Genomic DNA, 13,406 nt, shown 5'->3' with positions numbered 1-13,406 from the left:
TTCACGGCAACGCCGACAGAGCGTATAACACACTACACTTTGCAAGCAAAGTCGTGTGCCAAAGGGGGAACCCCTTTGGAAACCCCAGACAACAAACGGCGGTATGCTGCCCTTTCCGGGAGCATACCGCCGTTTGTTGTCAGCAGCCCGTTTCACAGTCTGCGTGTAGTTCCTTGTAAACTGACCTAAACAGAAGTACAAAGAATGGGGCGAACGCGATCAGCGTTATCTTCCAGTTGATGCTTAGCAATATAATTCCCGCAAGCATGGCAAAGGTATAAGTGCCGATGATATCAATGGTCCACGTGATGGATTCTTCTATCTGATTCGCATCCTCTTTGATGCTGTTTGTGATACTTCCCGCCGAACCGGTATAGGGGCAGGCCCCCGGTCTGGCGAGAATATAGGAGATCAGATTATATCTGACCAGGTTGCATACATAAAACCGATGTGTGGAATCGGTATAAGCACCGATATACAATAGCAGAGCCCGTATAAGATAGATCCCGGCCAGGATGGCAATGGTGAGCAGGACGCTTTCTGCGCTGATATCCCTGCTTTCCAGGCGCGTATAATAATCGTTGTAAACCAGGCCTGGCAATACAGGGATTAAAAATATGGCAAAAAATACGGCGAAATTGGCAGCGTAAAGCCCTGGCTTATATTTGATTAATTCCCACATCATCCGAGCGGTGTTTACCCTTTTCTCTTTCATGTCCAATCCTCCAGATTCGATTGCCCAAGCTTCGACTGCTCAAGCAGCGAGTGAAATTTGCTTTCCGTATTCTGAACCAGTTTTTCCCTCAATCCATACGCGGCGATCGAACCTTGTTCAAGGTATAATATATAATCCACCGATTCCAACGTTTGCAGGTGGTGTGCGATTATGATACAGGTTCTTCCAGCCATAATTTTTTCAAACGCCTGATGCAGCAGCTGTTCTGTAAACGGATCGATTTTAGATGTGGCTTCATCCATCACGATTATCCTGGATTTCTGTATCAGCGCGCGCACGATTGAAATGAGCTGTGCCTCGCCCTCTGAGATCTCTGCTTTGGAATTTATTTCTGTATCAAGGCCGTTTTCAAATTTAGAAAACCACGGCATCAAATTCAGCCATTCAATCGTTTGATATATTTCGGCGTCGCTGATGCCCATATCAAATAAACGGAGATTTTCCCGGAAGGTCCCGCCGATGATGCTGATATCCTGCGTAATAAAGGAAATATTTTTCCGATACTCTTTGAGGCTGTACTCATTGATATTCACCCCGTCCACAAGGATCTCGCCCTGCGCAGCCGGATAATAGCGCATCAAAAGCTGTACCAATGTACTTTTACCGCAGCCTGTCCTTCCAATAATTCCAAGCTTGCAGCCCCCTTCCAAACGGAAGGAAATATTCTTAAGAATCAGATCGTTTCCGTTATAGCTGAAAGACACACCGCTAAATTCGACAGGCAGAAGCCGCCCTTCTTCAATTCTTAAACTGCCTTCATCTGTCTCCTTCGGTATTTCAAAAATCTCATATATGCGCATAATACAGCTTTTCGCTTTTAAAAATTCCTGGATTTGCGTATCCATCCGTTCCACCGGACTGCGCAGCATCTCAGTATACTTGAAAATAACGTAAACAGACCCCAAAGTGATTGTTCCCTGTATGAAAAGATAGGAAGAGATTCCTAACGCCAGGATGTTTGCCATAGTAAACAGCAGGCTGGAAACCACCTCGACATTATTGGTCCTCACAATCGCCCTCACTTTATCCGGCAGAAGCTGTGCCAGGATTCTTTTTAGTTTAACAAGAACAAACCCCTTCGCACCGCATGCGGCAATATCTTCGGTGCTTGCCATCTGCTCATTAATATATGCAAAAAATTTCGAATACAGTTTTCTGACGGAAAACCATATATCGCAACCGTGGAAAGGAATTCCAGCAGCTGCTCCGTATCGCCTTCTATCCTTTCTACAATCTCACCCGGCAGAACGGATTTAAAATATTCTATTTTTGAACCCATTAAGTGTTCCAATATATCATTTTTTAATTCATTGATCGCCTGCCAGCCAATTGACTGACTCATAAAAATACTGAAGATATTGATCATCTGCTGTAAAATCACACAGCAGATATAGATACCGGCAATCTTTATCAAATAGTTCACTTCTGCCCGGCTCTCCACGGAACTGATGAAGTTACCCAGTATTTCCGGCGTAAACAGTGTGAAAAATAATTCCAGTACCATCACGGCCGCCAGTATAAAAATCGGCAGTCTTTTCGAAAATACATATTGAATCAATAGGTCTTTTGGGCCCATTTTACCGCTGTTCGTTTTCATATTTCCCCCTGTTCTTTCAGGCGCTTTTCACGCTAAGCTTAAGACCGCTCATACCACTGCGCCTGTTTCTCCCACATCGCCGCATATTTGCCCGGACGGGACATTAATTCCTCATGTGTTCCAATATCCGCAATGTTTTATATTTTTTATTCACTATATTCATTTTATTTCCTCATCATTAGCATCTCATTTTTGAAAAAGGCCTGTAATCCAACGGATTACAGGCCTTTTGGGCTTTACATAAAGGACTCGAACTTGGGGCGCGCAGTTTATTGCCGCGTACTCCTCGAGTGTAGCGCTCACCGGAACAACATATACCCTGTAGAGCAATTATACTATGTAATTTATGGTTTTACCAGCAGAATATCTGCTCTGTCCTCAATCCCCATTCCATCCCATATCTCAGCACTTTATCTATTGCATCCGCTGTTCTATAATATGCTTTAACCTCACTCTCCGGATATTCTATACCCGCCTGTTCAATGTGATAATTAAACTTTCTTTTGTCCGCACGTTTTGTGAATTCTCCATTTATTTTCATTATTAAAATGGATTGTATGAACTATATCTATTAAATCTTTGCTGTCGTAATAATCAGCATTTAAAAACAGAACATAGACTCTATCGGCATTTTCCCTGGATAAAAATGCGCACCACCTTTTTTCTTCATATATTCTTTGCCCTTTTTTTTCATAAAATGTATGGAGAGTATATACACATGGAACCTCACTGCCAGGAACTTTTATAAACTCCCCTGTTGGCCTGTAATACTTAATCCAGGGTTACTGTTCACACGCTGCCGATAAAGCAGCGTATGAGAGGACCATACTCTGCCCTCTCATACGCGGGAATTTTTCGGTAACTGTGATCAGTAACAATCCACTATCCCAAATACCAATTCCTCCACCTTCCTGCTGATATAGGAGCCGGAACCGCCCAGATCCTCTCTGTTTGTGCCGAACGTCACCGCGAGATGCCTGTCCGGGCAGATAAACATATGGGTTCCAAATGCTCCGCTCCATCCATATGTCCCCTTTACCGCAAAGCTGACGGCACGCTCCGGTTCCTGACGGACCCTGACGCCCAGCCCCCATTCCATACCGGGCTCGGCTTCCAGATGCCGATACGCTCTTTCCGTGTACATCATTCTGACCGTCTCCGGCTTTAAGATCCGCACACCGTTAAGCGTGCCTCCATTGGCAAGCATGCGGGTAAATCTGTCATAATCCGATACCCTTCCATACGCGCCCCCTGCGGCAGATGTATACCGCGGTCCTCCGCTGATCATTCCGTCCAGATCACATGCCGTTCCGGTCACATTTACGAGCTTTCCCTCCACACGCTTATACAATGGCATACGCCTTTTTAACTGTTCCTTTGTCGGATGGAAGGTCATATCCTTCATCTTCAGGGGATCAAATATCTCCCGCTTCATATAAGAGGCAAAGTCCTCTCCCGTAATGATCTCTGTCAGACGCGCAATCAGATCCATGCCAGCCGTCGGAGAATAACCGGTTGCGGTGCCCGGCTGGAAATCCAACGGCATTCTCGCAAATTTCTCACATCTCGTCTCCAGCGTCTCATCCTCACATTTCATTGTCATTCTGCAGAGCATACCGAATGCCCCCATTTCCAGTCCGGAGGAATGGGTCAGTAAGTCCCGAACCGTGATGCTCCGATCGGCTGCCACCGTTTTCACATCATTCAGAGGCGCCTTTTCGCCTTTTATAAAATACTTTGCAAAATTCTCCTCACCGTCAAAGCGCTCGTCGCTCACTACCCGCTGATTGGCAAAAGCCGGTATATATTTTTTTACCTCATCGTCCAGACCGGCTTTTCCCTGCTCCACAAGCTTCAAAAATCCGACAGCCGTCAGCACTTTTGACATGGAACACATGCAGTAAACCGTATCGTCCGACACAGGTGTCTTAGTTTCCAGATTGGAGTATCCCCACATTCCGTGATAGATTTCCTGATCATTTTGATGAATAAAGAGTTCTCCTCCGGGCATTTCCTCATTCTCTACGTACCGCATCATCACTTCATCGATCTGATCCATATTCATCTTCGCTCCTCCTCATACAGCGCGTGAATTCTCCCGATTGCCCTGTCATACCGTTCTGTCGGTATATGAAGGAACTGCGCCTGTCTTTTCATGTACAGCAGTGTTTTTGACAGCCCTTCGATCTCATTTACCTCATACATTGTCTTCGTATCCGGCAATTCCTCAAACAGGATCTGCCTCGCCGCAGGATCCGCAAGCAGATATTCCAGCCTGGTCTTTTCCGTAAATATTTTTCTGTAATCGCGTTTTGGCCGGTAATTAAAATCATAGCTTCCCGTTTCCAGTTCGAATACACCGTTGTCTTTATCCGGAAGCTCCACTCTGGCTGATGCGCCAAACGGGATTTCAATATGAAACGCAAGCATTCCGTCTTCCTTGATCATCCAGTTGGACACATAGGTGCCCGCGGCGGATTCATAAGTACAGTTGAAGAATCGGAACCGCCCGTCCGGTTTCGGGCTTATACATACGCGCTTAAATCCCGGTGCCGCCGGCTGTATGCCGGCAGCATGCTTATACAGGAATTCAACCACCGATCCGTATGCATAATGATTCAGGGAATTCATTGATGTTCCGCTTATTTTCCCGTCCGGCAGCACTGAATTCCAGCGCTCCCAGATGGTCGTAGCCCCAAGGTTTATCTCATACAGCCAGCCCGGGAACCCTTCAAAGAAAAGGAAATCATATGCCAGGTCCGTCATCCCGTGGTCGGCCAGCACCGTATTCATCATCGTCGCGCCCACGAAACCGCCCTTGATCCGGTAACAGTCCGCTTCCATCCTTTTTCTTAGTCCGTCAATTATTTTCTGCCTGTCGCGGTAAATGCCAAATTTCAGCGCAATCAGGTAACCGGTCTGTGTATCTATGGCCAGCCTTCCGCTCGGGGTGAAAAATTCCGCCAGCATCGCCTCTAAAATATGTCCCGCGAGTTCCCGGTAGGTACGTTCATCTTCTTTATATCCCAGTGCTTTTGCCGCTTTCGCCACATAGTTTACCGAGGCGTAATAGTAGGCGGAAGCCACGTAGGTATTATCCGTTCTGCCATAATTGCTCTGCGGCGTTGCACCGTCCAATGCCAGCCAGTCGCCGAACTGAAATCCAAAATCATAGAGGTTATGGGTCCCGCGCTTTCTATCTTCTCCGTGTATGTACTCCACCCAGTCCCGCATCAGGGGATAATCTTCTTTTAACGCGGTCTCATCCCCGTAATACTGATACAGCATTGCCGGAAGAAACGTGGCGATATCTCCCCACACGCTGGCGGTAACACCGCGGTATGTGTTAGGCAGAAATACAGCGACCTTTCCGCCGTTCTGCAGCTGATCCAGCCGCAGATCCCGTAAGAACTTCCGGTAAAACGCTCTGGTATCCATATGGTATGCCGCGGTCCAGGCAAATACCTGCGCATCTCCGGTCCAACCCAGCCGCTCATCTCTCTGCGGGCAGTCCGTCGGCATATCCAGGAAATTGGATTTCATGCCCCAGAGGGTATTCTCAAACAGACGGTTGATCTTCATATCAGAGGTCTCAATATATCCGGTCCGCTCCATCTCCGAATAAATGGCCCTGCCGGTAAACAGTTTGGCATCGGTGTTATCCTGTCCGCTCACCTTCACATAACGGAAACCGTAAAAGGTGAAGTACGGCCGGACAGTCCGGCTCACTCCGTCCGACACATATGTAAAAGTGGATCTGGCCGTCCGGTAATTATCGTGATAAAAATTTCCGTCCTGCAGAATTTCCCCAAATTCAAGCGTCATGCAGGCGCCCCGGGGGAGGTCGGTTCTGCACTCCACATAGCCTGCAAAATTCTGTCCGAAATCCAGCACGGTTTCACCTGCCGGCGTATGGATTACCTCCCGGACTGGCAGCTCTTCCATCACATGCAGAGGCAGGGAATAGCGCTCTGTAAGAGGGAGGCTGATCTCCTTCACCACAGCTGTCTTCCATGGGTTATCCGATGCAGCCCACAACAGATAGTTCTGTTTCTCGCCGTCATAGATGTCCGTTTCTTCAAAAATACTGCCCCTGTATCTCCAGCTTTTGTCCGTACCGACCGTTTCCTGTGTGCCGTCCTGATACTGAATCCGTATTTCCGCTCTTAACAGAAACTCCTTCCCAAAGAAACCGCAGTCACCGGTAAAACCGAATCTGCCCTTATACCAGCCGTTGCCCAGGCATACGCTGCATTCATTCTCCTCTTTGAGCAGCTGTGTTATGTCATAGGTGCAGTACTGTACTGATTCTCTGTAGTCCGTGATAAACGGAGCCAGCAGATCGTCCCCCGCCTTCTTGCCGTTTATCTTCGCTTCAAACAGTCCCAATCCGCAGATATACAGCCGCGCGGATTCCACCTTTCCCTTCACGCCAAAGTTCTTTATAAACTCCGGATGAAAGGTATCACAAGTCTCTGTGCCGATCCAGCTTCCGATCCAGGGTTCATTCACCTTGGCCGTTTCAAACCATACCGTTTCACTTGACGCTCTGTCCCCCAGTTCATCTTCAACGGTGACCCGGCAGAAATACCTGGTATGGGGAATCAGTGCAAAAGCCAGAGGCTCCGCCAGGCTGTTCAGATCTTTGCCTTCTTTTTCATAGACAGGATGAAGAAAGCTTTCATCCGCGCTCACCTCGATCCTCACGCGCTCCTGTCTCTTTCCTTTTGCATCCTTTACTTTCCAGGAGCAGACAGGCTCACCGAAGCGGTATCCCAAAGGATTTCTCATACCGTTTATTTTCACATCATATATCAGCATTTTTCGTTTCCTCCCTGCCCTCGCCGCCTCCTAAGGCTTTAAAGATCTGCATCAGCGTTCCGGCCGTATCCGGCCTTCTGCTTTTTGCTTCACCGAACGCCTCTTTAAGCTCATCCCAGTGATCTGCCGCGTAATCCGACAGTTCTTCCAGTATCTCCTCCCGGACCGCCGCCAAAGAGCCAAAAGCCGTATCGTCTGTATCCGGGCGCCCCGGAAGCAGCACCCCCGTTCCCGCATACCGTTCGGCCATCAGAATCAGTTTGCCGGCAGACAGCCAGTTCGTTTCCCGCGACGTTTTTTTGAACAGTTCTTCCATGTAACCGGTGGCATCATAGGAACCTATTTCAAAATTCTTCTGGTGACCCGCATCAGCCTCCACGCATCCCTCATCGAAAACCACGATATTAAACCGCTTTGAACTGTCAAACGGAATAACCACATCTTCCCCTTTGCTGTCCGGTGCCGGAATGAGTCTCTCCGACAGCATATCCGCCGGAAGCATCTCTGCCAGGGAATGCCGCTGTTTCTCATCCAGTGAAAACTCCGACAGCCGGATCCGAAATCCTTCCGGCAGAGAACCGCCTGTCTGACCGTATGTATAACGTTTGGTCAGCTGATCCACAGGCACCAATATATCCGATGTAAAATGCGTGAACAAAACCGGATTCGTAAAGCATTCCGTCATGCAGGCCGGAGATGCCGCAGACCATATACCGCTGTCGGGGTCCGCTTCCGCTTTCCTAAGGATAGGCATAAACTGATCGGAGACAGCGCCAAGCACGGGCACCGTCATGGCGTCCAGACAGCGGCCAACATCCTTTCGTTCCTCCGGCCCCAGTTCCGCCAGCGCTTTTTCGTTATAGCTGTTCACAGACTTCATATACTGCATATTAAACATCATGTTTGTAATGCCGCTGAAAGAAACAGCGCCGCATATGCCCAAGTGCAGCACGGACAGCATCAGCGTCATATAGCCGCCGGCACTGCCTCCGCTGACGATCATGCGATGCCGGTCAATATCCGGCTGCCTGCGCACCGCCGTCAGCGCGGCGCTGTTAAACGCCAGATCGTCATCGATCAGCTGCCCGTTGTATTCTGTTGAATAATGAATCGGCGTAGAAACAGCCCAGCCCTTTTTTAAATACATGAAAAGCAGCGCATCCGTTTCTGTCATCTCATAATGCGCGATAAACACGACGGGCATAGGCCTGGGAGCTCCTTCAGGAAAATAGATGCGCAGGAAACGTCTGCACACCTTCCCGTCCTTTGTAATAAAGGGGATTTCTATATCCCGCTTTTCTGTCTGAAAAGGCAGTTCCGGCTTTTGGGCTGTCTCTGACAGAAGTGCCAGAAGTTTTCTAAAATCTCTTTTCATTTATTTCCTCCTCTCATGCGTCCGGCAAAATCTTACTGCCCTCCCCATCCATATCCAGGCTGCCTTCTACTCATAATCTTCAATCCGCCATTCATCCGTCCAGTCTATATATACCATCCCATACGGATGCGCCGCATCCGGCTCTTCAAACCTTAGCGGCAGCCAGACATAATCCGCAACGGAAGTATTATCCCCCTGTCCGTCCCGCATACTTTCAGGCACCCTGCTCATATCCTTTTCTGCATCCGGGTTGAAAAGCATCTCAAATACCTGACTGTAGCTTTCATATTCCAGATCCATCTTATCCGGAAGCCACCGGTCCGCACATGCTATGTAGAGATCCTTCTTACCCGGAACCTTAAATATGGATGATATCTGCGAATGAAACGACGTATTGCTGACATCATTCACATGCGGATTGCCAAGCACAGTAAAAGGACCGTGCCAGGTACGGGCAACAGCTATCTCTGAAGGGTTCGGCAGGTATCCCGTGGTGCCGCTGGTAATCAGATAATGCATTCCCCTGCGCTCAAAATGGGCCGTCGCTTCCCTCACATAAGGCGGATACGGATGAGGGAAATGGGTGCTGTAATAACCGGTCACATCCGTATAGTCTTCCGTCAGGTCCGCGCATATGGTCTCGCTGTGCACCCGCTCAAAATAGTAATAAGCTTTTCCGTCCGGGGCTGCCGCCAGGTCAAAATCACCGGCGCTCATGCCCAGAGGTCTAAGCCCTTCCCGCACTTTTGTATAAGGGCCCAATATATGATCCGCGGTCAGGACAGTTTCGGTCTGGCTGCCGTCCTTCATCATAATCTTCAGCCAGCAGACGTACTTCCCGGTCCGGCGGTTGTACAGGATATGGGGACGGTCCATCATAGCCGAAGGATGAAGGCTGGAATCGGGGTTCTCCGTCTCCGGAGGGATGATGAGACCGGCATCTTCCCAATTATAGAGATCCCTGGAAGTGTAGCAGCGCACACCCCAATGCCAGATATCGCTTCTGCCGTCTGTCTTTTCCTTGTTCTCCCCGTACCAGTAATAAATGCCGTCCATATAGAACACAGAGCCGCCATGGGCCTGGATCCTCTTTCCCGAAGTATCCAGCCATACCTGGCCGGGTTTGATCGAATTATTTCTCATTTCACTGCTCCTCCTTACATAGATATCAAATGTCTAGCTGCGCCTTTAACTCACGGATCAGATACCGTTCGCAATCCCTCGCAAATGCCGCCTGCTGCGGATTCTGCCGGTCATCTCCCTGTGTGTAATCCGGCCGGTTCACTTCCAGTAAACCGTGCTCCGCTTCCGGATATTCCTTTACTGTTACGGAAACTCCCGCATCGATCAGACGTTTCGCATAGCCGATGCCCTGCGGACGCAGCATATCCGGACCGCAGATGACAAAAACAGCCGGAGCGAGCCCCCGCAGCTTTTCTTCCTCTGCCTGAAGCGGGGACACATACGGTGAATCCCATCCCCCATCAGGAAAAAGAATCGGACGCAGCTGATCCATCAGACCTCCTATGGAATCCGTCATATCCGTGGCCGGGTAGACCAGCATCTGGCACGCCAGTTTGACCCCCTCATCCTTTAGTTTCAGCGCGGCCCCCGCAGCCAGCTGTGCGCCGGCGCTGTGGCCTCCCACCGCCATACGGTTTCTGTCTATGCCATACTCCGAAGCATGCCCGGCAAAATATTGTACCGTATCCGCAACCTCCGTGATCTGATAAGGCAGGGGATGGACATCCGCCTTCTTGTAATTAATATTTACAATCACAGCTGGCAGCTCATCCGCCAGAAGCTGGCAAAACGATTCCAGCAGCACCGCATCCCCTCCTACCCAGGCGCCTCCATGCATATGGAACATCACCGGCAGAGTCTTTTTAGCAGCCGGAGAGGAAGGCCTGTAAAGTATCGTGCTGACCGACGGCTCTCCTTTCCGGGGCACTTCAAACCTTTCCCCGACCGTTTCCCTGGCGGCCCATTCCTTCCGCTGCGCCGCCCATGCTTTTTGCTGCGCTGCCAGATCCGCCATCATCTGCTCCTTATTGGTCTCTTCCGTTAATTCTGTTGTTTTTTCCATTTGCTTTTCCTCCTTAATTAATGCGCAGACATCAAACCTGCGTGCTGCTATATAATACCTTAGACAAACGTGCCGGCTGTTTCGTCACTTTGCATAGCGGATAAAGGATACCGGCCCCAGCAGTCCAGTCTGCGGCATCGTTGCGTAGGTGACTGCGCTCAATGCCCCCATTGTATTGCCCGCGTCCCCTTTCGGCCGCTTTCTTGCCGGGCTTGGCAAAACTTCGACCGTCAGCTTGTTTTCTCCGTTACGCACAGAATCTGACAGATCAAACACGTAAGGGGCGGCAACCCTCAACCCCAGGTTTTTCCCGTTCAGAATTACCGCAGCGCTGTCACACACGTTCCCCAGATCCAGCACCTCCGGCAGCACTCCGTCAAACTTTACGGTTGTGCTGTATCTGATTACGGAAGTATAGCGTTCCATCCCCGGCAGCGCCGACACATCCCCTAACTCCGTTATCACAAATTCCTGCTCCTTTGGCGTATCCGGACAGCAGAGCATCCTCCACTTTACAGCAGCTGTGTTACAGGAAACCGGATGTTTGCCCTGCGTATTCTCCGTGCTGCCGCAGTCTTCAAACACATACAGCCTGCTCTCATACTGTCTAAGGCTTATCTGAACCGCCGTCTTTCCCTCAGTGCGGACACATGGCACAGGCAGCAGCCTGTCACCCATAACATCATATATACATGCGCTGCGGGATTCCGGGAATATAATCTCCGTATTGATATCCCTCCACGGCTCCTGATTGACCACCATATAATAATCTGTTCCGCCCTTTCGTATGTGGCAGCAGCGAAGGAACGGTTCCTCATCACGGCATTGGATCTCCGCCAGGCCCGCATGCCGGAGTGTTTCCGCCAGATCCTTAAGATTTACCGCCTCCGGCTTCTCTTCCTGCCAGTCAATCTCTCCCGGCGCTTCGCAGTATCCTTTCGGAAGCGCCTGAATGAAGAACACGGGCACGTTTCTGCGCATCGCTTCCAGTACGAACTCCAGCACATCTTTTCGGATGTACTCGCAGAAGGGTATGATCAGCGCCCGGTACATCTGCCCATTGATGCAGAATACTCCGTCTCCGATTTCCGTTCTATAGAAATCCCGTTCTGCCAGCGCATCGCCCGGCACCACATCATAGTCAATCTGATTTTCAGCCAGCACTTTGCAGGGTCTCTGGAAATACTGGAATCCACCCGACCACTCTGCTTCCGCATGATACAGCACTGCCGTCATCCCCACATGGCGGCTTTCCTGCAGCAGACTGCACATCCGGTTGGCATAGTCAAACAGCAGCTTCCCTTCGTCTGGCTTCAACGCATCCGTGATCACAGGTACGAGATGGTTGATTCCGTTTACAAACAGATGATCCAGCAGAAATTTATAGAATTTTGCATTGGAGAGATCCCCGTATACGGCATTTACTTCGCAGAAACTGTTTCCGTGTTTATCGGGATTGATATGTGCCTCTGAGGATGCGAGCTTCGCAATCCCGTAATGATAAAATTCGCCGTCGCCGTCCGCATATGCATAACCGCTGGTACCCACCATATCCAGTCCCGGAAGCAGCTGCCCCGCAATCAGGTCTATGCCGGACATGTCCTGGTACTTCTGCATGCGGAAAAAATGGCCGGGGCCGCAGCCCAGACGGGCATGGGAATTTTCATCCTCCAGCGCGTGGCCGATATACCGGATCTGTCTTTCCCTGCACCAGGGAAGAACCTGACCGTTATAATTTTGGCTGATCAGCCTTGTTACGGCATCCATATAATGATATCTTACGATTCTGCTCTCTGCTTTGCAGTCGTACCACAGGCCGGGCAGCCTGCTTAACCAGTCCCCGCCCAGACGCTCTCTCAAAAGCTCCGGCATTTGATCGCACCAGGGCAGGGAAATCGGCGTCTTTCCGGGGCGCCAGCCTGGAAGACAGTTGAAATCATAATCCGGTGTATTGCCGACCTCCGGTTCGTCGTAAAAAAATCCTTCCCATGTGATCCCAAGTTCCTCTTTCAGCATTTCGTAATGCGGTTTCAGAACCGCGTCTATCTGTACGCGCACCGACTCCCTGTCCAGGAGGTTCATATAGTACTTTCTGCCGCCGCGCCTGGTCTGATACAGAAAAAATATCCTCCATTTACCTTCTGGCAGATCAAAACTCAAAATGCCCTTATCCCCGTTTATGCAGCCCGTCAGATCCATAGCCGTCCGCCGGTCAAACGCGGGGGAATCCTCACAGCCCTGCGCCCATTTCAGCGCGACCGCTCCGATCAGCCTGCCCCGCTGCGAAGCCTCCGGTCCCTGGGGCACCAGATCCGCCATCATTTCAGGCACGCTTCCTCTGGGCAGCCCGTTAAAATTTTCTATCAGCACGGACGCGTTTTTTAAGGGTCCGCGCAGATTGGTATGGCGCTCCTCCAGGTACACTTTACCCTTATCCAGAAATTCCTTCTCACGGAAACGCCCATTGGCCGCACCGGTTGGAAAAGGCGCGGCATCCTGTACCCAATAAGTCATACCAAGTTCCCTGCAGACCCCGGACATCCGCATAAGAGTATCAAAATAAATATCGTCAAACCTGGAAAGCTTAGACTCAAACATCGCCGCCGCATTTTCCTCATGCCTGCCGCTCCCTGTATACTGCAGTACGGCCGAATAGATTCCCATCTCCTTCAGAGCCATAAACTTGTCATAAATCATTTCATATGTATCGCTGCCGCCGATCATTATAAACGGCTGTGTCCGGTTCGTCTCACGTCCCTTAAGTTTTATACGGATATCCTTCATCAATTCC

The 13,406-nt window shown here is 50.0% G+C and carries 9 protein-coding genes; all 9 read right to left on the bottom strand.

What is annotated here, in order from left to right; translation table 11 throughout:
* Nucleotides 1–139 precede the first annotated feature (139 nt).
* The 9 genes from DWZ56_RS16090 to DWZ56_RS16045 all read right to left on the bottom strand — a co-directional run bounded on the left by DWZ56_RS16090 (nt 140) and on the right by DWZ56_RS16045 (nt 13,399).
* Nucleotides 140–715 (bottom strand): ABC transporter transmembrane domain-containing protein, encoded by a 576-nt coding sequence (locus DWZ56_RS16090; RefSeq protein ID WP_118557632.1) that lies wholly within the window; start codon nt 713–715, stop codon nt 140–142.
* Nucleotides 712–1,851, bottom strand: a complete 1,140-nt coding sequence (locus DWZ56_RS16085) for an ABC transporter ATP-binding protein (RefSeq protein WP_118557631.1) — start codon at nt 1,849–1,851, stop codon at nt 712–714. Before DWZ56_RS16085 ends, DWZ56_RS16090 begins: the two co-directional genes overlap by 4 nt.
* Nucleotides 1,791–2,333 (bottom strand): ABC transporter transmembrane domain-containing protein, encoded by a 543-nt coding sequence (locus DWZ56_RS16080; RefSeq protein WP_118557630.1) that lies wholly within the window; start codon nt 2,331–2,333, stop codon nt 1,791–1,793. The genes DWZ56_RS16085 and DWZ56_RS16080 overlap by 61 nt, the downstream gene beginning before the upstream one ends.
* A gap of 868 nt (nt 2,334–3,201) precedes the next feature.
* The gene (locus DWZ56_RS16070) at nt 3,202–4,398 is read right to left on the bottom strand and encodes a serine hydrolase domain-containing protein (protein WP_118557628.1); all 1,197 of its coding nucleotides are present in this window, start codon (nt 4,396–4,398) and stop codon (nt 3,202–3,204) included.
* Nucleotides 4,395–7,154: an alpha-L-rhamnosidase gene (locus DWZ56_RS16065; RefSeq protein ID WP_118557627.1), complete on the bottom strand. Its 2,760-nt coding sequence runs from the start codon at nt 7,152–7,154 to the stop codon at nt 4,395–4,397. Before DWZ56_RS16065 ends, DWZ56_RS16070 begins: the two co-directional genes overlap by 4 nt.
* Nucleotides 7,141–8,529, bottom strand: a complete 1,389-nt coding sequence (locus DWZ56_RS16060; protein ID WP_118557626.1) for an alpha/beta hydrolase family protein — start codon at nt 8,527–8,529, stop codon at nt 7,141–7,143. Before DWZ56_RS16060 ends, DWZ56_RS16065 begins: the two co-directional genes overlap by 14 nt.
* A gap of 66 nt (nt 8,530–8,595) precedes the next feature.
* Nucleotides 8,596–9,672, bottom strand: a complete 1,077-nt coding sequence (locus DWZ56_RS16055) for a family 43 glycosylhydrolase (protein WP_118557625.1) — start codon at nt 9,670–9,672, stop codon at nt 8,596–8,598.
* 25 nt (nt 9,673–9,697) lie between these two features.
* Entirely contained in the window at nt 9,698–10,615 is a 918-nt protein-coding gene (locus DWZ56_RS16050; RefSeq protein WP_118557624.1) for an alpha/beta hydrolase fold domain-containing protein, read from the bottom strand.
* Between the two features lie 84 nt (nt 10,616–10,699).
* Nucleotides 10,700–13,399, bottom strand: coding sequence for a hypothetical protein (locus tag DWZ56_RS16045; RefSeq protein ID WP_118557623.1), 2,700 nt, complete (start codon nt 13,397–13,399; stop codon nt 10,700–10,702).
* Nucleotides 13,400–13,406: the final 7 nt, after the last annotated feature.

The sequence above is a fragment of the Lachnotalea sp. AF33-28 genome (assembly GCF_003477885.1).
In the GTDB taxonomy this organism is placed as follows: domain Bacteria; phylum Bacillota; class Clostridia; order Lachnospirales; family Lachnospiraceae; genus AF33-28.
The sequence above is the reverse complement of the archived record's forward strand: the minus strand, read 5'-3'. Positions and strand labels throughout refer to the sequence as shown.

Excerpts from the sequence above, each read along its gene's own strand:
- DWZ56_RS16070 (WP_118557628.1), bottom strand. The coding sequence starts at position 4,398 with ATGAATATGGATCAGATCGATGAAGTGATGATGCGGTACGTAGAGAAT.
- DWZ56_RS16065 (WP_118557627.1), bottom strand. The coding sequence starts at position 7,154 with ATGCTGATATATGATGTGAAAATAAACGGTATGAGAAATCCTTTGGGA.
- DWZ56_RS16090 (WP_118557632.1), bottom strand. The coding sequence starts at position 715 with ATGAAAGAGAAAAGGGTAAACACCGCTCGGATGATGTGGGAATTAATC.
- DWZ56_RS16085 (WP_118557631.1), bottom strand. The coding sequence starts at position 1,851 with ATGGCAAGCACCGAAGATATTGCCGCATGCGGTGCGAAGGGGTTTGTT.
- DWZ56_RS16060 (WP_118557626.1), bottom strand. The coding sequence starts at position 8,529 with ATGAAAAGAGATTTTAGAAAACTTCTGGCACTTCTGTCAGAGACAGCC.
- DWZ56_RS16080 (WP_118557630.1), bottom strand. The coding sequence starts at position 2,333 with ATGAAAACGAACAGCGGTAAAATGGGCCCAAAAGACCTATTGATTCAA.
- DWZ56_RS16055 (WP_118557625.1), bottom strand. The coding sequence starts at position 9,672 with ATGAGAAATAATTCGATCAAACCCGGCCAGGTATGGCTGGATACTTCG.
- DWZ56_RS16045 (WP_118557623.1), bottom strand. The coding sequence starts at position 13,399 with ATGAAGGATATCCGTATAAAACTTAAGGGACGTGAGACGAACCGGACA.
- DWZ56_RS16050 (WP_118557624.1), bottom strand. The coding sequence starts at position 10,615 with ATGGAAAAAACAACAGAATTAACGGAAGAGACCAATAAGGAGCAGATG.